Origin of the sequence: Ravibacter arvi (assembly GCF_039540405.1) — a bacterium.
GTDB lineage: Bacteria > Bacteroidota > Bacteroidia > Cytophagales > Spirosomataceae > Ravibacter > Ravibacter arvi.
In genome coordinates this window covers 173,525-198,969 of record NZ_BAABEY010000024.1, presented here as the reverse complement: position 1 = coordinate 198,969, position 25,445 = coordinate 173,525, and the positions used below count along the sequence as shown (strand labels likewise).

Sequence of the window (25,445 nt, the reverse complement as noted above, 5' to 3'; positions counted from 1 at the left end):
TGTGAATACTAACAACCATCAAGGCAGTGCGCAGACTCCGGCCGCGTACTACCCCATCAGATGCTTCCAGATCACCTGGTAAACATCAACCGCTTCCAACTCAGGTTTATCCGGTTGCTGGTCGGTAATACAGATCGGATAATACATTTTGGGCACGAATGCCGAACCGTGGGACCCTTTCACCAGGTTTGCATCAAAGGGAATCACGTCCATCAGGTACCTGAATCCCAGTTTTTTTCTCAGGAGCTTATACCCCGCTCTCAGTTTGATCAGGGGGTTATGGGGGTCCATAAACATCTCTACGGGGTCATAGCCCGGTTTTCTGTGGATGTCCACCAATTTCGCATAGTCCGGCGCCTTCGCATCGTCGGTCCAATAGTAGTAGGTAAACCAGCTATCGGGATCCGCTACCAAAACCAGGTCTCCCGCCCGTTCGTGGTCAATATGGTAATCTTTCTGCTCCTCGCGGTCAAGCACCCGGGCCACACCCGGCACTTTCGATAACAGGGCTTTTACCCCGGGCAGGTCGGCAGAGTTGCGGACATACACGTGAGCGACCTGGTGATCTGCCACCGCGAAGGCGTCGGAGGCGCCGGCGTCCAGCAGTTCATACCAGCGCTCGTTCCGTACCTTGATCCAACCATTCTCCCTGAGAATACGGTTGATATGCACCGGCCTAGAAACAGGATTAATGCCATATTCCGACAGCAGGATAATTTTTGCGCCCGTACTCTCAAAATAACCGATCAGCTCCTTAAGCAACTGATCGATTTCAGATAACTCCTTACTGATTTTTGGCAAATCAGGGCCAAATTTCTGAAGGCAGTAATCAAGATGTGGCAGGTAAATCAAGGTCAGTGTCGCATTGTACTTCCTGTCTACACTGACAGAAGCATCAGCGATCCACTGCGATGACTTAATATTGGCATTGGGTCCCCAGAAATTAAAAAGGGGGAACTGGCCCAGCTCCTGCTGGAGCTCATCTCTCAGGCTGGCAGGATACGCATAACAATCGGGGGCTTTGACGCCGTCTGCGTGGTATTGCGGCCGCGGCGTGACAGAATAGTCCACTGCAGCATACATGTTGTACCACCAAAACATTTTTGAACATGTAAATGACGGATCCGTCTTCCGGGCAGCTTCCCATATTTTTTCAGCACGTACCAAATGGTTGGACTGTTTCCAGAATTTCACCTCCGCATCTTCCCGGTCATACCAGCCATTTCCGACAATGCCGTGCTCTGCCGGCCATTTCCCGGTCACATAGCAGCTTTGGGAACTGGTGGTTAAGGCAGGAAGCACCGGCTTTATGGGTGTTACTGCTTTTTTGGATACATATTCCTTCAAAAAAGGGGTATGCTCACCAATCAGGTTCGCGCTCAGCCCTACAACATCAATTACTACTGTTTTCCGCATTATCAATTCTTTTCCAATTGTTGCTTCACCCATTTCATTTCCCTGATAATGGAATCGGCAATTGGCATTTGTAACTCCCGGGGCAATACTCCCCAGGTATAAGTTTCTATCTCCAGGCAGTTGGTTACCGGATTGGCCTGATGCAACTCAAGCACCTGGTTAATATCCGGCCTTGTTGAACGGAGCAGCCCATAGGCATCCATAAACAGGGGTACGTGAAAATGCACCCGCCATTCTGCATGATCTGCTGAATCGGCCGCCAGCGCCAGGTCCAGGTCCGGATAACGCACCAGTTCGCCGGATTGGGTCCGGGCAACTACCTGGTGCAGATATATGGGCTCCAGAAACGCCCGGAGCGTGTTCAGCTTTTCTTCCCGCTTCTCCCCGAGGTCAACGCGCAGCGCTGAACTCACCTGTATCCGGCCGACCCTGATTCCGCTCGCTGCCAGATGGGCAAAGACTGTCGCGGGATCTTCATAACTGACGGCAAAATGACAAACATCATAACAAAGGCGCAAGTGGGCATATATAGCCTCCCGGGCTTCGTCAGCCGAAAAACCGCGTTCTTCCTGCAGGTACCTGACGCCCATAGGAAGGAGTTTTTGACTGTACCACTCGAAGAAGTCACCGCCGTTATCAAGAATCCCGTCTGGTTCGGGTTCAATATCTATATGTACGAGTTTACCGGTTTCTCGCCTGAGATCGATCAGGAAACCGATCATCTTCAAGAGATTACGCGTTGCCTGGTCCGCAGTGTCGGGTAGGGAGCTTCCCCACCAGTGCCGGTACGAAAGCGGTGGCGTTGAAACCCCGCCCTCCTCCATACCGTCGGGCAGAAGCCGGGCCAGGATATTACAAAGGCGTTTTGTATAGTCCAGCCGTTCCGCTGTAGTCCAGTCCGGCCGGTGCACCCTGTCTTTGACCACCTCCTGGTGGAAATCGGCATAAGGGAAGCCATTGATCGAGATCACGTACAAATGGTTTTCACGTAGCCACTGCCTGAAAACATCAAGCTCTTCCGTCAAAACAAGGGATGCTTCATTTGAACACCGCAGACCGAGGGCCATGGGCGCGTTTCCGGCAACAGCTTGCCGGACGAGGGGAACATTCGTTCTGAGCTCATTGAAATGATGCTCCCAGCTCAGGCCGGGATGAATATTGCTACAATAAGTCAGATGACCGTAACCGGTTTGCATAAGGTCTTCAAAAATTCCGGTAGCCGGCGGTTGCCGGACAGCGGGTTAAACAGATGGGGACAACCTCAGCGAGGTTTCATAGGTTTTTAAATAATTCGCGGCCTTTTCGATCAGGTTTTCGTCCATTTCGTGCACCTCAATGCCCTTTCCGAGCGCTTCCAGGAGCGTGATGGTGAGCCTGCCACCCAAATGCTCCCTGAATTCTGCCAGGCCTGCTTTCAGATGCCGGCTATCATCCTCCCACAGTTTTTCATGTGAAAGCCCGAACCCGAGTACGGTAAAAAGATTCAGAACCCGCAGCACATCGGTTTCGGAAATGAATCCTTTAAGAAAGGAATAGACCGTATCCAGTGCAATTCCTATGGCAACGGCTTCACCGTGCCTGAGTTCAAAATTGGTAAGGTACTCAAGCTTATGTGCAGCCCAGTGGCCGAAGTCAAGCGGTCGGGCCGACCCGAACTCAAAGGGGTCTCCTCCCCGGATATGCTGCAAATGCAGGTCCGCACATTTGATAATGAGATGGGCCATCGGTTCGGCAGCCCGGTTCGCCAGCGCGTCCTTTTGGTTGTCCAGCCATTCAAAGAATGCAATATCTTTGATGAGCGCAACTTTAACGGCTTCAGAAATTCCCGAACGCCAATCACGGTCCTCGAGCGTCTGCAGGAAAGCACTGTCATTGATGACCGCTACCGGAGGCACGAAGGTCCCGAGAAAATTCTTCTTTCCCTTGTAATTAACGCTGTTCTTCACCCCGATTCCGGAGTCATTCTGCGAAAGGACCGTGGTCGGGATCCGGATGTGCCGGACACCACGGTGAGAAATAGCGGCCGCATAACCGGCCATATCCAGGACTGCTCCCCCACCGATTGCAACCAGGTAAGAATGACGGTCGATCCCGTATTCATTGACGGCGTCAACGATCCTTTCAACCTGAAGCCGGTCGTTCTTTACGGCTTCACCACCCGGGACACGGATTATTTCAGGCGCCAATACCACCAGGTCTTTCAGCGTATCAAAGTAGCGGGAAATCTGCTCTCCCAGCACCGGGTGGGCTGTCCATACGCCTTCGTCCACAACAAACAAAGCCCGGGCTACATAGCCCGGCTCAACCAATGACCGAAATACCTGTGCAAGCAACGCGTTCTCAGCGTCAAACAAATGCTCCGTAAAATATACCTGGTATTGATAAGAAACCTTAAAAGACTGCTCTAAAACAAACATGACGTTTATACATTCGCTCCGCCCTTGCGCCGCGATATTAGATTAACGATTAAAACGGGGAAACCTTTTCTTTCCGGTACTTACAAAAATCGGACATTTGGAAGAGAGATTCAAGTGAGGGGGGAAATCGGAAGTCAGAAATCGGAAATCGGAAAAGCGCCGATCTCCGACTTCCGATTTCTCCTCACGTTACCGCAAACTTCTTTCCCAGGAACATCGAAAGCGGCAGGAGAATAAGCACAAAAATACCCAACCCAAAATATCCGAACGCGACGCACCAGGCGGCGTTCATCACGATAAGCGACAGTACACCGGCTTTTACTGCTTTTCCAATCAGGGGGCCGACCGGGGTAACCATGGCTTTGTAAAGCGGCAGCCCGATCAGGAGGGCATGCAGGGCCACGAAAAGACAAGCGTAAAACAAGTTGCCCTCCAGGGAACTGACATATAATTGCACGGTATGTACGGTGACATAAAACGCTGCAGCCAGAAAAAGGTATCCCCTTTTTCCACCGTGGACTTCATCCTGGCTGATCATGGTGATGGCGGCGATATACACCACCGGCACCAGGGCTATCGGCCACCAATGCCAGAGCGCCGGGGTAACCGAACTGATACCTAAAAGCAAATTTCCGCCTCTGCACGATCCCATGACCAAAGGTCCGAAAAAGCGGCTGTGCTTGGCAAACCGGTTGTAAACAAGGGTCAGCAGCGCGACGATCAAACTAATCAGGCCGCTTTCTGCGGAGTACGCAAAACCCGACAAAACCCCGATCAGCAGCAGCGAACCTCCCATGAAGGCGGCCTGTCGCAGCGGGACTTTCCCGCTGGGTATAGGTCTTTCGGGTCGCTCGACGGCATCAAGCGGCGCATCAAAAACGTCGTTCAACACTATTCCGCCACCATACAAACCCAGCGTAGCCAAAATCAGCCAACCGAGCTCCCACGAGGCGAACGGATAGCCGGCGATGGCAATACCCGCCAGGATATCGGCTACAGCGGTAACAAGGTTAGCCGGCCGTGTAAGCTGCAGATAAGGTTTCAGCGACATGAACTTACGGCTACGCTCAGGAGATAAAAATGGAATTTCGGGCTACGCGTGGCTGCTGTCCCCCGCGTAAAATGCTGTTCCCGAAAAATTTCTGGTTTTGATCAATGTCTTTCCCCTGTTCAAAATCAGCCACGTCAATTTGTCCGCTCAAGGCAAAAGCATCGATGGCATTCTGATAGGTCACTTTCCTGATCGCTTCATCAGAGATCCCCCTGGCTTTCATCAGCGCCGCAGTTTTCGGTACGGCAAGCGGATCGGAAATCCCCCAGTCCGCGGCGGAGTTAATCATAATACGCTCGCTACCATATTGTTCCACCACCTTTACCATACGCTCATTTCCCATTTTGGTAAAGGGGTAAATCGTGAATGCCGCCCAAAAACCCTGATCCAGCACACTCTTTACGGTCTCTTCATTGTTGTGGTCTATCACCACCCAACCCGGGTCCACACCATGTTCAAGCGCAATGGACATACTGCGCTCTGTTCCGCGCTTCTTGTCACGGTGCGGCGTATGTACCTGTACCGGGAGACGTGCGCTTTTCGCCAATTCCAGCTGTGCCCGGTAATATTTCTCCTCAAGCGCGGTCTGGTCGTCAAACCCGATTTCACCAATACCCACAACTCCCTCCTTATAGGCATACAGGGGCAATATTTCCATTACCTGTTCGGCCAGCACTTCATTATTGGCTTCCCGGGAATTGAGCCCGATGGTACAATAATGGCGAATTCCGAACTGGCTTGACCGAAATCGTTCCCACCCGATGAGGCTATTGTAATAATCTTTAAAGGTAGACAGGCCGGTCCGGGGCTGCCCTACCCAGAACGAAGGTTCGATCAATGCAACGATTCCAGCGTCATACATGGCCTGGTAATCGTCGGTAGTGCGCGAGACCATATGCACATGCGGATCAAAAAAACGCATCCCGCTGATGGACGAACGATAGTCGTTCCATTGCAGGTCCTGGTGGGTGACTTCCAAAGCCGGGTCTCCGGCCCCCTCAAAATGCGAAGGATTGAGATGAGGGTTTTGCTGACAACTACGACACATAAGTATTCATTTCATCAAATTCCAGATTTTTCCACCGCAATTTCCCTTCCCGCGCCATTTCCGTCAGGTCCGGGTACTGCTCCAGCAACTCCATGGCAGGCGGGTAGTCCGATTGCAGACAAACCAATGCTGCCGCCTGCCTTTCCTCGGGTTTCCCCGAATCCATCAGGAATTTCAGATCCGCCAGCGTGCTGTCTTTTACAAAGCCGGAAATCAACCGCCAAACCTGTGGCGCAACCTGACGGCCCGCGGCCCGGCGTTCGTGTGCGAAATCCAACAGGATCCGGGCCAGGTCGGCATTCGCCCTTTTTTCGAGGCCATATACCCGGTGAATAGGCTTATCATTAAAAATGACTTTCATGATCAGCTGGTTCCACGCGCCTTCGGGAAAATGCAGGGCCGGATAAGGATTTTGCAACGCGATAGCATCCAATACCAAACCGATATTTGACCTGACGGCATCGGTAGCAAGCCCCAGCCACTGATTGGGATAACCCAGGAGCGGCAATGCCGAATAGAGCGCCACCAGCTCGTTCATTTCTGCTGTATCAAAAAGCGTCCGGATGTGGCGCACATATTCTTCCCGGTCATTCTGATCGAGCAGCGTCAGTAACCAAACCCGGCTTAGCCGCGTCAGCGACCACCCGTTTACTGAAAAGCCTTCCGAAAGGCTGCTTAATCCAGCCGCCGCGGGTTCGGGCGTAAACACCTGCAGTTTTGAAACCTGCCGCGGCACCGCCACAAACGCCGTCATAATTTCCATCGGCCTGCGCTGCGCCAGCGGTTTAAGCCATTGCAGCACCTCTTCCTTTTCATTTGCTGCGATTATTTCCCACAGCGCGGATGCTATTTCATTCATGCCATTTCCTATGATGCATTCATTAAATCTTCAATTTCTTCCCGCTCAATAGGAATCCCGCCCATGAGGTCCAGATTCCCGGTTTCCGTAATCAATATATTGTTCTCCAGCCTAATTCCTAATCCCTCTTCTCTTATATAGATACCCGGTTCGCAGGTAAAAACCATTCCCGGTTCAAACCGGCGGTATTTATTACCCACATCATGAACGTCAAGCCCGAGAAAATGAGAGGTACCATGCGGGAAATATTTCTTATAAGCCGGCCAGTCAGGGTTCTGGTTCCTGATATCCTCCAGGGAAAGCAGGCCCAACCCGACCAGTTCCTTTTCCATCACCTCGTTCACACGGGCATGATACTCATCCCAGATATTCCCGGTAACGAGCATATCTTTTGCCGCCCTGAAAACACGAAGCACTGCATCATATACCTCTGCCTGTCTCTTTGTAAAACGGCCGCTCACCGGTATGGAGCGCGTCAGATCGGCATTATAATTGGCATATTCCGCTGCACAATCCAGGAGCAGGACTTCCCCCTCCTTACAAACCTGATCATTCTGAATATAGTGCAGTACGCAGGCATTTTTTCCGGAAGCAATAATCGGGGAATAAGCAAAACCCCTCGAACCGCTCCTCACATACTCATGAAGCATCTCGGCCTCTATTTCGAACTCGGTCACACCCGGCTTTACAAATTTCAGAAGGCGTTCAAAACCGGCCTGTGTGATGTCGCACGCTTTTTGCATCAGCCGGACCTCTTCCGGATGTTTTACCGCGCGTAGCTGATGCATCAGCGGCGCCAGCCTTTCAAGCTGATGAAGCGGGTAGCGCTCCCTGAAGAAGCGGATAAAACGGTCATCCCGCGTTTGCACCAGCGAATCGTTACGGGTATGCTCATTGGAATTCAGGTAGATACGCTCTGCTTCGAAAACAATATTCCTGAAAACCGTGTCGAACTGGTTGGTCCAGTAAATGGTGGCAATACCGCTCAGTTCGCGTGCTTTTTCTTTGGTTAACTTTTCCCCTTCCCAAACGGCAATATGTTCATTGGTTTCACGCAGGAACAATACCTCCCGCAACTTGGGATCAGGATGCCCGGGGAACAAAACCAGAACAGTTTCTTCCTGGTCGATGCCGGTCAGGTAAAACAGATCGGCATTTTGCCGGAACCCCATGGTACCGTCCGCGTTGGTCGGCATCAAGTCGTTGGCATTCAGTATGGCCAGCGATTTAGGCAGGAGAAGCTGTCCCAGCCGGCGACGGTTGGAAACAAACAAAGAAGAATCAATTGAACTGTAACGCATGAGTATCGCGGCTTTGAATTTTAGATGTCGACCGTTGATGACTTCGCAAAATTACACCTATCTTTCGTATTGTTATCCATTTCACAATGGCGGGATGTTGTGTTGCGAATTGCATTCAAAATTACGATCTTTGGCAGCATCGGCGCTTCAGAGCTCCGGGCGCCATAAAAAAATAGCAGACAGTAAAATATGTATCCGTTGTGAAAATCATCTTTCAGATTTCAATCGTTTAAATATCCACGCGCACCACCTTAACAAAAAGCCATGAACCATAGCGTGCCAGGTTTCAGTTGTGACGTTCACTCCTTATGGCGCTCGCACCTTTAGAATACACATGAAATCATTTTTGCTTCTCTGCCTGACGCTATCCTGCGCCCTTGCGGCCAATGCCTCAGGAAAATATTGGATATACCTGAAGGACAAGGACCTGTCCACCCAGCCGGCGGTTTCGGCCCAGACGCTTAAAAACCGCGAGCTACAGGGCCTGCCTCTTTTCGATGTAACGGACCTCCCGGTTAAAACGGATTATGTTTCTATCCTGGCCAACGAAGCGTCGGTACGGGTTATACAGCGGTCCAAATGGCTGAATGCCGTTTCGGCGGAACTTAACCCGGAAGCACTGAGCAAAGTAAAGGACCTGCCCTTCGTCAAGGAAGTGATCAGGATGGACTCCGATTTTTTCATTGCGCGTGCTTCCCAATCGCCGTCTCCGGCCATGCTCGCACCGGTCATGGAGCAGGTGCAATCGGAAGTTTTTACCGACCAGAAGCTGACCGGGAAAGGCGTAACCATCGGGGTAATCGACGCAGGCTTCTATGGCGCCGACTCTTCAGACCTGCTGACGCATTTGTTCAGCAAGAATAAAATCCTTGATATCAGGGATTACGTAAAGCCCCAGATGAAGGGTGAATCGCTCTATTCCATCGCCGAATCCTATTCGGACATGCATGGAACGGAAGTGCTTTCTGCCATTGCCGGTTTAGACAAACGGGAGCGCACCCAATACGGTATGGCGCTCAATTCGAAATTTTACCTGGCAAGGACCGATCACTCACTGCGCGAATGGCGCGGAGAGGAAGACAACTGGATTGCTGCACTGGAATGGATGGATAGCCTCGGGGTCAGGCTGATCAACACCTCGCTGGGCTACGCCAGGGGTTTTACCGACCCGACAGAGAATTATTCGCCCATTCAAATGGACGGCAAGTCTACCGCCATTACCCAGGCGGCCCAGCTTGCTTCGGAAAAAAAAGGTATTCTGCTGGTGATTTCTGCCGGCAATGAGGGAGAAGACAAATCGTGGCGTATCATTACCGCCCCGGCCGATGCGAAAGGAGTTTTGTCAGTGGGCGCCACTAACCAGCAGCAATGGACGCGTATCGGCTACAGCAGCATGGGCCCGGAGTCGATTGATTACCTGAAGCCCAACGTTTCCTGCTATTCCCTATACGGCACGTCGCTTTCAGCGCCGGTAATAACCGGCTTTGCCGCCTGCCTGATGGAGCAAAACCCCAACCTGAACAATAAGCAACTGATCGAAATTATCGAGAAATCAGCCCACCTGTATCCTTTCGGCAACAACTACATCGGTTACGGAGTCCCGCTGGCTTCCCGGGCGGTAGAACTGGCAAAAAGACCTTACCTGCCCAGCCGGAATATCAGAATTGTAGCAAAAGGGAGAAGCATTGACCTGCCTGTAAATACCACCGAGCGACAGCTGCCTATTTACAGGAAAAAGAACCCGAAGGACGTGATCATCCAGCAAACCACCAGTGTAGTAAACGGGAAGATCAGCCTGAGGCGCCAGACCCACGAAAAATATACGACGGTCGACCTGAAAAACTACGCGGTTGAGATCGCGTGGGAGTAATCACTCCAATTTCTTTAGCAAATCGACGCCGCCCAGGTTTCTCATCTGGCGCTCGATCCATAAAGCTCGTTTCTGGACATAAGGCCCGGGCTTGTCGGCGCGGTACACTTTGGGATTAGGTAATATGGCCGCAATCCTGGCCGCCTGCGCGCGGCTTAAACGGGATGCCGGTACCCGGAAATAGCGTTGGGCTGCCGCTTCTACCCCGAAGGTCAGCCTGCCGGTCTCGGCAACGTTCAGGTATACCTCAAGAATTCGTTCTTTGCTCCACAAAAGTTCAATAAGCACCGTAAACCAAACTTCGAGGCCTTTGCGGAGGTAACTTCTTCCGTGCCAGAGAAATACATTTTTAGCCACTTGCTGTGAAATTGTGCTCGCACCGCGTTTTTTCTTCTTCTTGGCGTCCAGCGCCTTTTGCAGCTGGACAAAATCAAAACCCGAGTGATTGAGAAAATTCTGGTCTTCGGAAGCAATTACCGCAAGCGGCATCTGGCGGGAAATATCTTCAAACGGTACCCATTTCTTTTTGAATGACAGATCCGGCGCTCCGCCGACGGACCGGATTCTTTCGGCGACTATGTAGGGTGTCACCCATACCGGTACAAAGCGAAATACCAGGACTCCCAACAAAGAAAATCCAACAAAGAAAAGTACACCCCGTTTCAGCAGCCTGAAAATCGTTTTTCCCATTCGGTTGTCTATCAAAAACAGCAAAATAATCACGTAAAAGCCGCCCCGGCAAAACGCGTGACGAAAATAGAAACTACCGCCCGATTAGAAAAATAAACCGGCGCCGGCTTTAATTTTGAAACAATTATTTAACTGAGTATCCGCCTTCCGAAAGCAGGATACTAACATAAGACCCCGAACCCCCCAAGCTTTGAGGGTGATTAAAAAAATAACAAAAAAACAATACTGAAGAGCTCCTTGATACGGCACCCAGGGTGCATAATGGTATGAACAAGAGGGTTTTGACATCGGATTTACAGACCCTGTGGGCGAACCTGAAGCGGGACGACAGCCATGCGCTGAAAGTTCTGATGGAAGCTACCTATGCGACCATGTTTGGCTACGGCATGAAGTTTTCCGACCGCAAAGAATTTGTTCAGGATTGCATTCAGGATGTTTTTATTGCCATCTGGCAGCACCGGCATACCCTTGTTGTACCCGACTCTCCGAAAGGATACCTGCTCACTTCGCTTCGGCGTAAGATGATCAATAATGGAGTCAGGGGAACCTGGATTTCGCTGGATGCGCTGCACGAATATGACCTTGAACACGACCTGCCTCTTGAAAAAATTGTATTTGGACATGAAGAGCTCGCCTACCAGATGAGCCTTGTTCAGAAGTTATTGGCAAGCCTCCCGGACCGCCAGCGCGAAGCGGTTTACCTGCGATATTTCCAGAACCTGGACCGGCGGGAGATTGCCTTGATTATGAACATTTCGGAACAATCCGTCTCCAATGTCTTGCAAAAAGCGCTCCACTCGCTCAGGAAATCACTCCCTGTCGGAACAGCTCTGCTCCTTTTCCTTACAGCCTATCCCTTTTAATCTGCCACTACACTAACCCTGATTATCGTAATAATTCGCAATGACCAACCAATTATAAACTATTCTAATTTTTTACAATGAAGAAAAATACGCTTTCAGGAAAACGAATAGCGCTTCTGGTTAAAGCCGGATGCCTTTCGCTGAGCCTGTCTTTTCTTTTTATGCCGGACGCATATGCCCGCCCGGAGCTACCGGCTGCCGGTACCAAAGCTTCGACAGGCAACCAGAATGCAGACCGTAGCATAAAAGGCGTGGTCGTGGATGAGAAGGGCGGCGGACTGCCCGGTGTAAACGTGCTCGTTAAAGGCACACAGAGAGGTGTCATTACCGATGTAAACGGAAATTTCGATTTAAATGTAGAGGAGGGCGCCATACTGGTGTTCAGCTTTGTGGGTTATGTCACGCAGGAGGTAACGATCAACAATCAGACTTCCCTGCAAATTGCGATGGCCCCTAACGAGGAGGCCCTGAGTGAAGTGGTTGTAATTGGTTACGGTACCCGTAAAAAGACTTCCGTAACGTCATCGGTTACCAAACTCGAAAACAAAAACCTTGAGCAGGTTCCGTCAGGTAGGATTGAGAACGTACTTGCCGGACGTCTGGCGGGGGTTAACATATCAAATTCGCGGAGCAGACCCGGTGAGGCACCCAGCATCCGTGTGCGGGGCTGGGGTTCGATCAGCGCCGGAAACAACCCGCTGATCGTTATTGACGGCTTTCCGGGTGGTGACCTCTCAACGCTTAACATGAACGACGTGGAGTCCGTAGAAGTGTTGAAAGATGCTTCTTCAACTGCGATCTACGGTTCTCGTGGCGCCAGCGGGGTTATTCTTGTAACCACTAAAAGAGGTACTTCGGGCAAAACAACGCTCAACGTAAACTCTTATTTCGGTATTTCGAAAGCCATGCTTTTCGACGACTGGCTGACCGGAAAAGAGTGGTATGACTATCTGGTGCGGTACCAAAACCGGGAATTTGTCTGGGCAGGCGGAGATCCGACGCTTCCCATGAATGACGACAACGGTAAAACGCCAAGACCGCTTTCCTACCAGGTAAATTCCAAAACCTACACGCTTCCGCAAACTGTCTGGCAAGACGAAGTAATGCAAACCGCGCCGATCCAGAGCTATAACATCTCGGCATCAGGGGGCAGCGAGAAGTCTAAGTACTACGTATCGGCACTTTACCTGGACGAAGGCGGTACACTCAAGACTTCCTGGTACAAGAAATTCGGTGTACGGGCCAATGTTGATATGAAAATCAACAAGTTTATCAACCTGAGTCTCGAATTGAGCCCAACCTATTCCAAAAGAAGACTGGCCGGCTCAAACATGCTGAACCTCTCCAAATACCCGCCATTTGTGGGAACAGAAAGGTTGAACGGGCGATATCCGCGTACTGCTGATTATATCCCGTCAGGGCACTCCGGACAGGCAAGCCCCTACACCTTCCTTTATGGTACTGAAAGTTTTAACAACTATTTCTCCAATATCGGACGCGCCGCACTTGACATCAATATAGCGAACGGTCTTACCTTTAAGACGTCTATCGGGAACACCATCGGCTTCAGCCAGAACAACAACTGGAGCGGAGGGATTGGCGACAATGGCGTAAATAGTAATGGAAGCCTTGGCGACACCAGGACGATTAATTCAGTGAATGAAAATATCCTGAACTATACAAAAACGTTCAACAACGATCATGATTTCGGTGCTTTGCTGGGTAGTTCTTATCAGCGCACGCTTTTACGCTCGTTGTCCATGGCGGCAGTTGCCAATTCGTTCAACAACGACAAGGTAAAAACGCTTAACAACGCGCTCATCAATGCATCGGCCACAACGGCTTCCAACACCGAATGGGGGCTGATCTCGTACTTTGCGCGGGTGAACTATGGCTACAAAGGCAAATATCTGGTGGAAGCGTCCTTCCGTCGCGACGGTAGCTCCCGCTTCGGTCCTGATAACAAATGGGGTAACTTTCCTTCTGTTTCGGCCGCATGGCGCGTTTCTGAAGAAAGCTTCCTGAAGGATATCCCGGCCATCTCGGAATTAAAACTGAAAGCCAGCTACGGGATCACCGGTAACTTTAACATCGGGGATTTCCAATACCTCGGAACCGTCGCCAACTCTCTGTACTCGCCTGGCAACATCACGGTGAACGGAATCGCGCAAACCAGTATGGCCAACAATCAGCTCTCCTGGGAAAAAACCAAGGGAATCAACCTCGGGTTCGAACTCAGCCTGATTCAGAACCGCATTAACCTGGCTGTCGATTTCTACAGAAACCGTACCAATGACATGCTTTACAATGTCAACACACCGGCCATCACGGGTTTTACCAGCACCATCAGCAACATGGGTGAAATCGAAAACAAAGGGATCGATATTGAGCTGAATACCCGGAATATTGCCAGGGGCGATTTCCGCTGGAACACCGCCTTTAACTTCTCGCACAACAAAAACCAGGTACTGGACCTGGGAGGGGTTGACGAGCGTGTTAATGAATACTGGTCAATGGGCTTCCTGTTGAGAAAAGGCGTTCCGATGTTCTCTTATTACGGTTACAAACTGATCGGGGTATTCCAGAACCAGAATGAAATAGATTCCAAGCCGCATCTGGCAGGTACGAAACCAGGCAACCCGATTGTGCTGGACGCAAATAACGACGGCAAAATCGACCCCGCCGACCGTGTAGTCCTCGGAAGCTTCATGCCGAAATCGCTGCTCGGTATGACCAATGATTTTTCCTACAAAAACTTCGACGTGAGCATTTTTATGCAGGCTTCCCTCGGATCGAAAATGTTTAACGTGGAAAGCCAGTCCTACGAAGGAAACACACTGGGCGCTATGAGAAGATCACGTGTTGAAAACCAATGGTGGTCAGAGGCCGAGCCTGGCGACGGTAAGACGCCGGCACTCGCGCTCAGCCAACTATTCCAGTACAATACCAACACAGACTATTACCTTGAGAACGCTTCTTTCCTGAGTGTGAGGACCGTCAACATCGGGTATACGATGCCGAAAGTTGCTCAGAAACTGAAGATGAGCAACTTCAAAATCTACGCTTCACTCAACAACCTGCTGCTGATCAAATCCAAACTGAACGCGTCCTACAACCCCGAAGGTACCACCTTGGGTGAGGTGTCAGGAATCAACAGTACACCCGGGGTGAATATGGGTTCCGAGCCAATTAACCGTACGTACGTGCTGGGCATCAATTTCGGGTTTTGATCGGGGTTAAAAAATTGATTTAAAAACATGAAAAGAAAAAGTTATATCCATATTGCCGGGGCGCTCGCACTGACCCTCTCGCTCACATCCTGCGAGGATCTGCTGCTCAATCCGATCCCGGAATCTGTTCTTACGACGACCAATGCGTTTTCCAACGCACGCGACATTGAACTGGGGGTGTTTGGGGTCTACAGCAGGCTGCAATCACGTGTTCCGACCGACTTCGAACTAATGGAAGTGCCCTCAGACAATATGTTCGGCGAATACTTTGCCGTTTCGCCGGGAATGGACGCGATCAACACACTTGACGTAACGCCGACCAACCAGAAGATCAACTCCTTCTGGCAGGCTACCTACAATGGTATTTTCCGCGCCAACCTGATCCTGTCGAAAATTGACGTGCCGACCGACTATACGGGCAGCAAGAAAGACAATTACATGGGCGAGCTTAAATTCCTGAGGGCGTACCAGTATTTTGACCTCGTACGTATCTTCGGCGGTGTGCCCAAAGTAACCGAGGTGCTCGGCATCACCGATGCGCAGAACATAGGTCGTGCGAGCGAGCAGGAAATCTATGATTTCATTGTTCAGGATCTGACAGAAGCCATCGACCAGCTTCCGGAAACAACTGTACAGGGGCGTGCCAGCAAAGGCGCCGCCATTGCGCTTCTCGCGAAAGTACAGGTGTACCGCGAAAACTGGGCTGCCGCGCGTACCCTCCTGGAAAGGCTAATCGCTATGAACAAATACGAGCTGCTGCCGAACTACAGGGACCTTTTCCAACTGGCAACCGAGACCAACAAGGAAGCTATTTTCTCACTGGCTTACGTAGGTGGCACCAACGGCCATGCACTCAGCCAGTTGCTGCTGCCTAACGGGGGAGTGAAAGGGTATTCCAACGTGGGTAGCCGCGTAGGACGCCCCACCTGGGATCTGCACAAGGCTTTCGAAAAAGGCGATACGCGTTTCGATCAGACCATTACAGACTACGCCCTTATCTGGACCGCTACCTCCGACGCCGACGCTTTCTGGTGGCCATATTTCAGCAAATGGAGAGTACCTGCCGAAGTATCAACTTCATCAGGAATTGATATCCCCTTGCTGCGCTACGCCGATATGCTCCTTCTTTATTCGGAAGTCCTTTTCAAACTAGGCGAAAAAGACAAGGCACTTGTTGAACTGAACAAAGTACGTGCGCGGGCGTTCAAATCAGCTGACAAAAACTACGTAGCGGCCGACGTAGCAACCGACAAAGCGTTCATGGACAAGCTGCTTCTCGAAAGAAGACTCGAACTCGCTGTCGAGAACAACCGTTGGTTCGACCTCGTTCGGACAGGTCGTTTCGTAGAGGTTCTGCAAACCATTGAAGGCGAATACAATCCTTCAACCGGAAAAGCGGTCCCTGTAGTCAGAAATGCACAGCCTTTCATGAAATACTTCCCGATACCGTGGGAACAAATTCAATTGGCTAATAAAAATGTTTTGACGCAAAACGAAGGTTATTGATTTCAGTAGCCGTAGGGCGGGCCCCTTTCCCGGGTCAGACCCTACGGTTCAACCCGAGACAGCAGGAGTTTCAAACTCCTGCTGTTTTTTTTTGAATATATAGGGTATGCCCGGCAATTTTCACATTCTCCTCAATACAACCCTTAATTAACTATGTCAGAAAAGTACCTGCACTTTACTGCCAGTGATTTCGCCCGGGAAGCATATTTCCGGGAGTGGATTCTCGGGAACAACGCGGAAGCGCGTGATTTCTGGATGAGATGGACCGCCGAAAACCCGAGTAAAAAACAGGAAATACTGCAAGGCATTGCATTGCTTGAAGTGATGCGGTCGCAGGAAGCCACCCTTACACAGAAGGAAATCGATAATGCCATACAAAAAACGATCAGCCAGGTACGCGGGGTGACCGAGTCTCAGGATCCGCATATCACCAGGGGTTGGATCAGGTGGATCCGGTATGCAGCCGCCCTGGCAATTCTCCTCTTAAGCTGGTGGGCGACCGAAAAATTTGCAGAAAAACGACCCGTTGAACCGCAGACCGCCGATGCCGGCAACAGCAATTGGTTCAAGGTGGAAAACCGGCAAGCCAACCTCAAAAATGCAGTTCTTCCCGACGGAAGCAAAGTAGTGCTCGACCCGGGCGCTTCTGTATTTTTCCGCTACGCCGAAAAAGGGGAAAGGATGGTTAGGCTATCAGGAAGCGCCTTTTTCGATGTGGTGAAAAACCCCGCACAACCCTTCCGCGTTTCAACGGGGGAGCTATTGACGACCGTTCTGGGTACCAGCTTTAAAATAAGCACGGAAGCCGCCACCCGGAAAACAAAAGTGCGCGTTATGACGGGACGCGTGGAGGTTTCTACCGTTGCTCAGCAAAACAAGGACAATACGGTGCTGTACCCCAACCAGCAGGTAACCTATTCAAAAGAAGACAACCTGCTCACAAAATCACTTGTTGAACAGCCGGTGGAAGTCCGGCAGCCGAAGAAAAGCGAGTATGTCTACGAAAACGTGCCTATCGGCGTCATTTTTGAAGAACTGGAACAGGCCTACGGCGTCACCATCGTCTATGATAAAAAACAACTCGCTAACTGCGAGATCAATGCCTCTTTTGGCGCCGAATCCTTTTGGGATAAGCTTAGGCTCATTTGTCGCCCGGTAAGAGCCACTATCGAAGAAAAAGACGGGATCATTATTGTCTCGAGCCCGGGTTGTAATTTTTAATACCCATCGGGCATATTCCTGCCCGGTACCGAAGTATGTCAACGCAATGTTGAAAAATGTCCGGCCGTGCGGCCACACTGCCGGACGATCATCCTCCCCTTTTCGGGAATCGATCCTTTCGGATGGACAGGATGGTTTTTGCCTGTTAAGTCGAACAACCAAAAACTAACAATGATAATGAAAAAACGGGAATTCCCTCGAAAGAACCTGAGTCTCTTTATGAAAATTGGACTTTTTCCACTTTTTTTAGCCGTTATCCTTATCGGCGTCGTAAAGGCTGAATCCCTGTCAGGTCAGAACCTATTGTCACAGCGTATCACCATTAACCAGGAGAACAGTGATTTGGGAGAAATCCTGAGGGCCATCGAAAAGCAATCCGGAGTCAGGTTCGTTTACAGCCCGCAGGTTATCCCCGTCCGCCATATCATGTCCATCACGATGAAGCATGCCACCTTGTCCGAAGTACTCGACAAGCTCCTGAAGCCTGTTGAGGTAACCTACGAGGTTTCTGGCGGTCACATTGTGCTTGATAAAATAGCCAGGCCCGCTGAAGATCCGGATCCCGGCCAGGCCGTTCCTTTGCCTGAAAGAGTAATAAAAGGAACAGTCAAAGACGAAAAAGGCGAGCCGCTGCCGGGGGTAAACATCATGCTGAAAGGTACACAGCGCGGCGCCGTCTCCGACGTCAGCGGGAATTTTGAGCTGGAAATACCTGACAGCGGCGGCAACCTGGTGTTTTCGTTCGTGGGCTACCTGAACCAGGAGCTGGCGATCGGCAACCAGGCTCAGCTGGATATCAGAATGGAGGTAGATCAAAAAGCCCTTGAAGAGGTAGTCGTGATCGGTTACGGCACCCAGAAGAAGGTAAACCTCACGGGCTCGGTAGATGTCATCAGCGGTGACCGCCTGGCAAACCGCCCGGCAAACAACGTCGCCGACCTGATAAAAGGAGCTTCCCCCAACCTCAATATCACCATGGGCATGCGCGGCGGCGAACCCGGCGCTACCGCTACCTGGAATATACGGGGCGCCGGGTCACTGCACGGCAGCGGCTCACCCCTGGTTTTGGTAGACGGTGTTGAGATGAACATCAACAACGTAGATCCGGAATCAATTGAAAGTATTTCGGTCCTGAAAGACGCATCTGCATCGGCTATCTACGGTTCAAGAGCGCCCTTCGGCGTAATATTGATCACTACAAAAAAGGGCGCCCGCGGCGATAAGGTCAACATTCAATATACAACCAACCTCGCACTTTCCTCACCCGTACGGGTACCGAGCCAGGTCAACTCGCTTACCTGGGCAACCGCCTTCAACCAGGCCAATGCCAATGCGGGCCTAGCACCGGTGTATGGCGACGCCCAGATGGACCGGATCAGAGGCTACCTGGACGGATCATATAAAACCGAATACGACCCCAATAACCCGCCCAATACCATCTGGGCCGGCCGCCAGCAAGGAAACGCCAACAACAACTGGCCGCAACTGCTCATGAAAGATTTTGCTTTTAACCAGAAGCACAATATCAATGTGTCGGGCGGTAACGACAAAACCCAATACTACGTTTCCGGCGGTTTCATTGACCAGGATGGCGTGTACGCATACGGTTACGACTACTACAAACGGTACAATTTCCTGACGAATTTTAATACGACGATTACCAAGTGGTTAAAATTCAACTCCAGCGTCAAGTACGCTACCGGGAAAACCGACTACCCCGTGGGGCAAACTACGGTTACCCGCGACAATTTTTTCGTCGCTGCCCTGCAGTTTGCGCCGGTGATGCCCTTGTACAACGTTAATGGCACCATTCAGCACCCGATCGTACGCTGGTCGCAAGGTACCGGGAGAGACAAAACCGAGGTAAACGATTTTTTCATCACGCTCGGCTCCGAGATTGAGCCTGTAAAAGGCTGGAAAACAAACCTGACCTACAATTACAACGGCATCGGCAGCAGCAATACCGCAAATCCGAAACCGGTGTGGGTGGAGGTCGGAACGGGCGCACAGGGCAACATCGGCAAGCCATCGACCGGTTACAATACCTCATTCAGCAAAAACACCTACCGGCTGATCAATGCCGTTACTTCGTATGAAAAAATCGTAGGCGGCCATTATTTCAAGCCTATGGTCGGGTTTGAACAGGAAGAACGGTACTTTTCGGGGGTGTCTGCTACCGGCGTCAACCTGATTACGGAAGAAGTTCCGTCACTCCGGACGTCGCTGGGAGAAAAAACAGTCAACGACGAAATATACCACTGGGCTACCCGCGGTGTTTTCGGCCGTCTTAACTATAACTATCGCGAAAAGTATCTCCTCGAATTCAGCGCGCGTTACAACGGTTCTTCCCGGTTTGCGAAAGAATCCAGGTGGGGCTTCTTTCCTTCCGCATCAGCCGGATATAATATTTCCCAGGAAGATTTCTGGCAGCCCCTGGAGCGCTACGTAAAAATGCTCAAGCTGAGGGCTTCCTATGGTGCTCTCGGTAACCAGAACGTAAACAACTACCTGTATTTATCGACGATCCCGGTCTACAACGAACTTTCGTGGATCATTGACCAGGAACGCCCGGCCTACGCGACCGCCCCGGCACTAATCAGCGACAACCTCACCTGGGAAACCATTACGACCCTGAACCTGGGTTTTGACGCAGGATTTCTCAACAACCGGCTCACACTTTCATTTGACTGGTTCCGGAGAAAGACGACCAACATGCTCGGACCATCCGTGACGCTGCCCTATCAGCTCGGCGCCGCTACTCCGCAAACCAATAATGCCGAGCTGCTCACCAAAGGCTTTGAACTGCTCGTCGGTTGGGAAGACCGGCTGTCATCTTCCTTTTCTTACGATGTCAAAATCGGCCTGGGAGATAATACGTCGACAATCCTGAAATACAAAAACGATAAAGGATTGATTGACACCTGGTATGCAGGCAAAAAATATGGTGAGATCTGGGGGTATGAAACCGGCGGCCTCATCCAGACTGAAGGCGAACCCATGGCCGACCAGTCGCGCTTTCACCCGAAATGGGGGCCGGGAGATATGAAATATATAGACCTGGACGGCGACAATAAAATCACCGACGGTACCCGCACACTGGACGACCACGGTGACCTCAAAGTGGTAGGCAACTATATGCCCCGTTACAACATTGGGGTCAATGCGGGATTGAGGTGGAAAAACCTTGATTTCAGTATGTTCTGGCAGGGGATCGGTCGTCGCGATTACTCTCCCGACAACAATTCGATGCTGTTCTGGGGCCTGACCGGCGCCTGGGGTAGCTCAGCCGTGTTCGAAGATTCGGAGTCGCTCAATTACTGGCGGCCTGCGGGCGAAACCAACCTTCTCGGGCCCAATACCGATGCCTACTTCGCCAAGCCCTACTTTACCGCAGAAACGCTCAAAAACAGGCAGGTGCAATCGAAATATATCATGAATGCTGCCTATTTACGGCTCAAAAACCTCCAGATCGGTTATTCGGTCCCGGCCAACCTGCTCAAAAAACTGCTGATACAGCAGACAAGGGTATACCTGTCGGGTGAAAACCTGCTGTTAATTTCCGGTATGCCGAAAGTATTCGATCCGGAAACTGCTTTTGCTTCAGACCCCAAATACGGCGGCTACTCCAGCAGCGGGGTAATTTACCCGCTCTTCCGTTCATTGTCTGTCGGCCTTAACCTTACTTTTTAGAACGAAGCACTCATGAAAACGATATATAAACTCCTGCTTTTACTACCGCTCTGTACTTTGCTGGCCTGCAATGACGATTTCCTGCAGCGCCCGCCGCTGGACGAGGTGACGTCGCTGCATTATTTCAAAACACCGAACGATCTGAAAGCCTACGTCAACCAGTTTTACACCAATGCGAATTTCCCGAAATTCAATGATCACGGAAACGATTTCAACAGCGACAACCAGGTAGCGCTCGACCCGGATACCAGGCTCCAGGGAACCCGCACCATTGTGACGTCGGGTACTATCGCTTTCGGGGCTGTCCGGAGCATCAACTATTTTTTCGACCACTATAAAGCCGTTCAGCAGAATTATGCCCTCGACGATTACAAACAATACCTCGGCGAAGCCCACTTTTTCAAAGCGCTTATTTACTTCGACCTTGTAAAAACCTATGGCGATATCCAGTGGCTCTCCACGGAGTTGGGAACCAGCTCACCGGAATTGTACAACCCGCGGGATCCCCGGGAAGTGGTTGCCGACAAAATCCTCGCTTCGCTTGATACCGCCGCCATGTATCTTACGGCGGACAAAACCCGGGGCTCCGGCCGCATCAATAAATGGATGGCCCTGCTGGTGCAAAGCAGGGTGGCGCTATTCGAAGGAACCTGGCAAAAATACCACGCCGGAACTCCTTTCGCCGCCGCAAATCCCCAGCCTGAGAAATATTTCAACATCGCGGCAAAGGCTGCTTCCGACATCATGGCATCCGGCCTCTACAATATTTACACTACCGGGAAGCCCGAAAGCGATTACAAAGACCTTTTCAAATTGAGGACATACGCCAATAATCCGGAAGTAATGTTCTGGCGCGAATACAACAATGACCTTTCCAGGGGTGAGTCTTCGTTTACCAATACCCGGAACTACTACATGATCGCGCCTTATGGGAAAACCATCACCAAATCACTTGCAGACAGCTATTTATGTGCCGATGGCAAGCCCGTTTCGGTAAGCCCGCTTTTTAAGGGTTACCAGGACCTGGAAGCGGAAAAATCCAATCGTGACCCGCGGTTCTCGCAGACCATTGCGACACCCGCAGAGCTATGGACCCTGCAGCCAACCGGCCAGACGCAGCTGTACCGCGATCTGTACGCCATGCTCAACACTTCGGCAAGAGACAATGCGCCAAGCGGTTATGTAATACTGAAAGGTTACAATCCCGACCTGAAATACCACGTTTCACAATATGAAGAAACTCCGTCCATCTTGTTCCGATATGCCGAAGTTTTGCTAAATTATGCCGAAGCCAAGGCAGAATTAGGACAGCTTACGCAAGCCGATATTGACATGTCCGTCAAAAAACTGCGTGACCGCGCCGGCATGCCGAACCTGGTACTCTCCGGTATTACGAAAGACCCTAACTGGGATTTCCCGGCGCTCCCGGACTATATCAATGAAATACGCCGGGAGCGCCGCGTAGAGTTGTCGCTGGAAGGCTTCCGTTGGGACGACATCGCGCGATGGGCTGCCGCCGATGAACTCATCGTCGGAAAAAGGCCCAGGGGATTCAAAGCGGCGCAAGTAAAAATAAACCCGTTCCCAGTAGATGCCAACGGCTTTCTGGATCCTTATAAAAATGCCATGCCGGATGGATACGGGTTCAAGCCCGGGCGTGATTACCTGAATTCGATACCGGTGTCGGAGCTGGTCCTTAATCCCAGCTTAAAACAAAATCCGGGGTGGGAATAAGACCGTTTTTCAGAGCAGTTGAACCATGTACATAAAATTGCTTTTGTGGTTGACAGGATGCTTGCTGGCAATGGGCTTTTTGCCCATTGCTTCAGAGAAAAGCTATGATCTTTTGTCCTACAAGGATTCCGCTGGCAAAAACCACCGGATAAAAAGCAAAAAAGAATGGCTGGCCCGTCGCAAGCAGATACTGGAGAACCTTCAGCTGGGCATGGGAAGCCTCCCTGTGTCAAAGCGGAACGAACCGGTTGAAGCTGTATTCCGGGATAGCCTGGTAACGGACCGGTATACCCGCTATACATTGCAGCTCGCGGTAGCGGAAAATGAAAATGTTCCTGCCTACTACTACGTTCCCAAAGCGGCAGAAAAGCCTTTCGCTGCAATGCTTGCGCTCCACCCGACCGGCGAATTGGGGAAGGACATTACCGACGGGAAGAGCCCCAGGGCCAACCGCGCCTACGCCAAAGAACTGGCTGAGCGCGGATACGCGGTGCTGGCTCCCGATTTCCCGGGGTACGGCGCGCTCCGGGACTATGATTTCGCGTCCGACCGCTACGAGTCGGGAGCTGTAAAAGGTGTTTTCAACCACATCCGGTGCGTTGACTTCCTGCAAAGCCGGAGCGAAATCAACCCCGATGCCATCGGCGTGATCGGTCATTCCCTGGGCGGCTACAATGCGATTTTTCTGGGTGCGTTTGACACCCGTTTAAAAATCGTGGTCGCCAGTTCCGGCTGGACGCTATTCGACTTCTATAAGCCCTGGTCGGAAGAGGCAGTAAAAAGGCATGGCGGGCGCCTGGGTCCCTGGGCACAGGAAGTAAACATGCCGCCTCTTCGTCATCGCTATCACCTCGACGGCAGTCTGTTTCCATTTGATTTCCATGAGGCCGTTGCCGCCATTGCTCCCAGAACTTTTTTCTCCAATTCACCGCTTGAAGATTATTTTTCAGCCGAGGGGGTAAAAACAGGGATGAAACCCATTCAGGAAGTATACAGGCTTATGGGCGCTGTCAACAACGTACACGCCGAATATCCGTCGGGCGGGCATGATTTCCCGACCGCACAAAGAAAGGCGGCATATCATCTGATAGATACCCGGCTCAACCATCAACCCCTCGATCACATGATCGAATAACCCATCACAATTAATCGAAAGCATCATGCAAAATCAGGATTTCAGCAGAAGAAAATTCATCAAAGCAGCAGCCATTACCACCGCCGCCGCAGGACTGGGTGTCACTCCGGGAATGTCTGGCGCAAAGGAGACGCTTGCCGTTTTGGGTGGAAGCGCAGTCAGACAGGGGCGAATCGGACCGTCCTGGCCGTACATCGATGATAAAGTCATTGAATCCGTATTAAAAACGGTAAAAAGCGGGGTATGGAGCCGTATCCAGTCCGCTACGGGTACCGTTCCCACCTTTGAACAACATTTTGCCAAGCTCGTAGGCGCGCCTTACTGTGTCGGAACCGGATCAGGCACCCAGGCCCTGAGCACCTGCGTGGAAGCCATGAACCTAGGGCCGGGTGATGAAGTCATAACCTCTCCCTACACCGACTTCGGAACAATTTCTGCCATTCTGACCAGCCGTGCGCTTCCCGTTTTGGTAGACGTCGACCCGTTGTCCTTCCAGCTTGACCCCGGCGAAGTAGAGAAGCATATCAACGCCAACACCCGCGCCATTATGCCGGTGCACATCATGGGGCTGCCCGCCAACATGGAAAGAATTATGGCGATTGCCAAAAAACATAACCTCAAGGTAATTGAAGATGCCTGCCAGGCGCCATTTTCCAGGTACCAGGGAAAAGCCGTGGGCCTCATCGGCGATCTCGGCACCTTCAGCTTCCAGGCCAGCAAGGCCATTGCCTGCGGCGAAGGAGGAGCAGTAGTAGGCAGCGACGAAAAATTAATGAACGAGTGTTTCACGGTACAGAACCGCGGGGCCTCCAAACAAGGCAAGAACGAACGTATCGGCCCGAAGTACCGCATGAATGAATTCGAAGGGGCGGTGCTGCTCGGCCAGCTTGACGGTGCAAAAGAACGTTTCGAAATCAGGAATGCGAACGCCAACTACCTGGCGTCGAAACTCAAAGATTTCCCGGGGTTAAAACCGCAAAAACAATACGAAGGCACCGAAAGCGGCGCCTACTATAACTTCGCCATGTCGTATGACAAAGAGTTTTTCAACGGGGCCGACCGGGCGAAGTTTTTAAAAGCGATTAACGCAGAAGGAGTACCGTTTACTTCCTACATCAAAAACGGCCTTCATCGCGAGCCCTGGGTTGACAACATCATCCGGTTGAAGGCCTATACGAAGTTCTTTTCCCCGCAGAGACTGAAAAGCTACAAAGAGGGTATGCAGTTGAAAAACACTGACCTGATTACCGATCAGACCATGGTAGTAATGTGGGGCTCGGGAACTTTACTGGCCGAAAGAAGCGAGCTGGATAAAATTGTGGATGCCATTCACAAAGTGCACGAAAACCGGGACAAGCTCAAAACCATTTGAGCTACCCCGGAATAAAATACCGGACTGCGGCCCGAACCTGCG

General features: G+C 51.3%; 17 protein-coding genes. 9 read left to right on the top strand and 8 right to left on the bottom strand.

The features are described 5' to 3' along the window. Positions 1 to 48 precede the first annotated feature (48 nt). From ABD852_RS13025 to ABD852_RS12995, 7 genes are all read right to left on the bottom strand, one after another. Positions 49 to 1,416: an alkaline phosphatase family protein gene (locus ABD852_RS13025; RefSeq protein ID WP_345029577.1), complete on the bottom strand. Its 1,368-nt coding sequence runs from the start codon at positions 1,414 to 1,416 to the stop codon at positions 49 to 51. A 2-nt stretch (positions 1,417 to 1,418) separates the two neighbouring features. Continuing rightward, the gene (gene eboE / locus ABD852_RS13020) at positions 1,419 to 2,612 is read right to left on the bottom strand and encodes a metabolite traffic protein EboE (protein ID WP_345029575.1); all 1,194 of its coding nucleotides are present in this window, start codon (positions 2,610 to 2,612) and stop codon (positions 1,419 to 1,421) included. Positions 2,613 to 2,657: 45 nt separating this feature from the next. After that, positions 2,658 to 3,833, bottom strand: a complete 1,176-nt coding sequence (locus ABD852_RS13015) for a 3-dehydroquinate synthase (protein ID WP_345029574.1) — start codon at positions 3,831 to 3,833, stop codon at positions 2,658 to 2,660. Positions 3,834 to 4,017: 184 nt separating this feature from the next. Then, a complete protein-coding gene (eboC, locus tag ABD852_RS13010) occupies positions 4,018 to 4,884 on the bottom strand; it encodes a UbiA-like protein EboC (RefSeq protein ID WP_345029572.1) in 867 nt (288 codons plus the stop codon). Positions 4,885 to 4,900: 16 nt separating this feature from the next. Then, positions 4,901 to 5,932, bottom strand: a complete 1,032-nt coding sequence (locus ABD852_RS13005) for a TatD family hydrolase (RefSeq protein WP_345029571.1) — start codon at positions 5,930 to 5,932, stop codon at positions 4,901 to 4,903. Further along, on the bottom strand, positions 5,922 to 6,791 hold the full coding sequence (locus ABD852_RS13000; protein WP_345029570.1) for an EboA domain-containing protein: 870 nt from the start codon (positions 6,789 to 6,791) through the stop codon (positions 5,922 to 5,924). The genes ABD852_RS13005 and ABD852_RS13000 overlap by 11 nt, the downstream gene beginning before the upstream one ends. 8 nt (positions 6,792 to 6,799) lie before the next feature. Continuing rightward, positions 6,800 to 8,092: an aminopeptidase P family protein gene (locus tag ABD852_RS12995; protein WP_345029569.1), complete on the bottom strand. Its 1,293-nt coding sequence runs from the start codon at positions 8,090 to 8,092 to the stop codon at positions 6,800 to 6,802. Positions 8,093 to 8,426: 334 nt separating this feature from the next. Between ABD852_RS12995 and ABD852_RS12990 the strand changes: the two genes are divergently transcribed. Next, positions 8,427 to 9,962 carry a S8 family serine peptidase gene (locus ABD852_RS12990; RefSeq protein ID WP_345029566.1) on the top strand — a complete coding sequence of 512 codons (1,536 nt, stop codon included), beginning with the start codon at positions 8,427 to 8,429 and terminating at the stop codon, positions 9,960 to 9,962. On the opposite strand, the gene mtgA is transcribed toward ABD852_RS12990, so the two are convergent. Then, positions 9,963 to 10,652: a monofunctional biosynthetic peptidoglycan transglycosylase gene (mtgA, locus tag ABD852_RS12985; protein WP_345029563.1), complete on the bottom strand. Its 690-nt coding sequence runs from the start codon at positions 10,650 to 10,652 to the stop codon at positions 9,963 to 9,965. A 266-nt stretch (positions 10,653 to 10,918) separates the two neighbouring features. On the opposite strand from mtgA, the gene ABD852_RS12980 reads away from it, so the two are divergent. The 8 genes from ABD852_RS12980 (at position 10,919) to ABD852_RS12945 (ending at position 25,403) form a co-directional block, all read left to right on the top strand. After that, positions 10,919 to 11,515 (top strand): RNA polymerase sigma factor, encoded by a 597-nt coding sequence (locus ABD852_RS12980; RefSeq protein ID WP_345029561.1) that lies wholly within the window; start codon positions 10,919 to 10,921, stop codon positions 11,513 to 11,515. Positions 11,516 to 11,592: 77 nt separating this feature from the next. Then, positions 11,593 to 14,745, top strand: a complete 3,153-nt coding sequence (locus ABD852_RS12975; RefSeq protein WP_345029558.1) for a SusC/RagA family TonB-linked outer membrane protein — start codon at positions 11,593 to 11,595, stop codon at positions 14,743 to 14,745. Positions 14,746 to 14,772: 27 nt separating this feature from the next. Beyond that, the gene (locus ABD852_RS12970) at positions 14,773 to 16,251 is read left to right on the top strand and encodes a RagB/SusD family nutrient uptake outer membrane protein (RefSeq protein WP_345029555.1); all 1,479 of its coding nucleotides are present in this window, start codon (positions 14,773 to 14,775) and stop codon (positions 16,249 to 16,251) included. 153 nt (positions 16,252 to 16,404) lie between these two features. Next, entirely contained in the window at positions 16,405 to 17,472 is a 1,068-nt protein-coding gene (locus ABD852_RS12965) for a FecR family protein (protein ID WP_345029553.1), read from the top strand. A 219-nt stretch (positions 17,473 to 17,691) separates the two neighbouring features. Beyond that, a complete protein-coding gene (locus ABD852_RS12960) occupies positions 17,692 to 21,162 on the top strand; it encodes a TonB-dependent receptor (RefSeq protein WP_345029551.1) in 3,471 nt (1,156 codons plus the stop codon). A gap of 12 nt (positions 21,163 to 21,174) precedes the next feature. Further along, on the top strand, positions 21,175 to 22,896 hold the full coding sequence (locus ABD852_RS12955; protein ID WP_345029549.1) for a RagB/SusD family nutrient uptake outer membrane protein: 1,722 nt from the start codon (positions 21,175 to 21,177) through the stop codon (positions 22,894 to 22,896). A gap of 25 nt (positions 22,897 to 22,921) precedes the next feature. Next, complete coding sequence (locus tag ABD852_RS12950) at positions 22,922 to 24,031, top strand: alpha/beta hydrolase (protein WP_345029547.1); 1,110 nt, start codon at positions 22,922 to 22,924, stop codon at positions 24,029 to 24,031. Positions 24,032 to 24,056: 25 nt separating this feature from the next. Beyond that, positions 24,057 to 25,403 carry a DegT/DnrJ/EryC1/StrS family aminotransferase gene (locus tag ABD852_RS12945; RefSeq protein ID WP_345029545.1) on the top strand — a complete coding sequence of 449 codons (1,347 nt, stop codon included), beginning with the start codon at positions 24,057 to 24,059 and terminating at the stop codon, positions 25,401 to 25,403. The last annotated feature ends 42 nt before the right edge of the window (positions 25,404 to 25,445 follow it).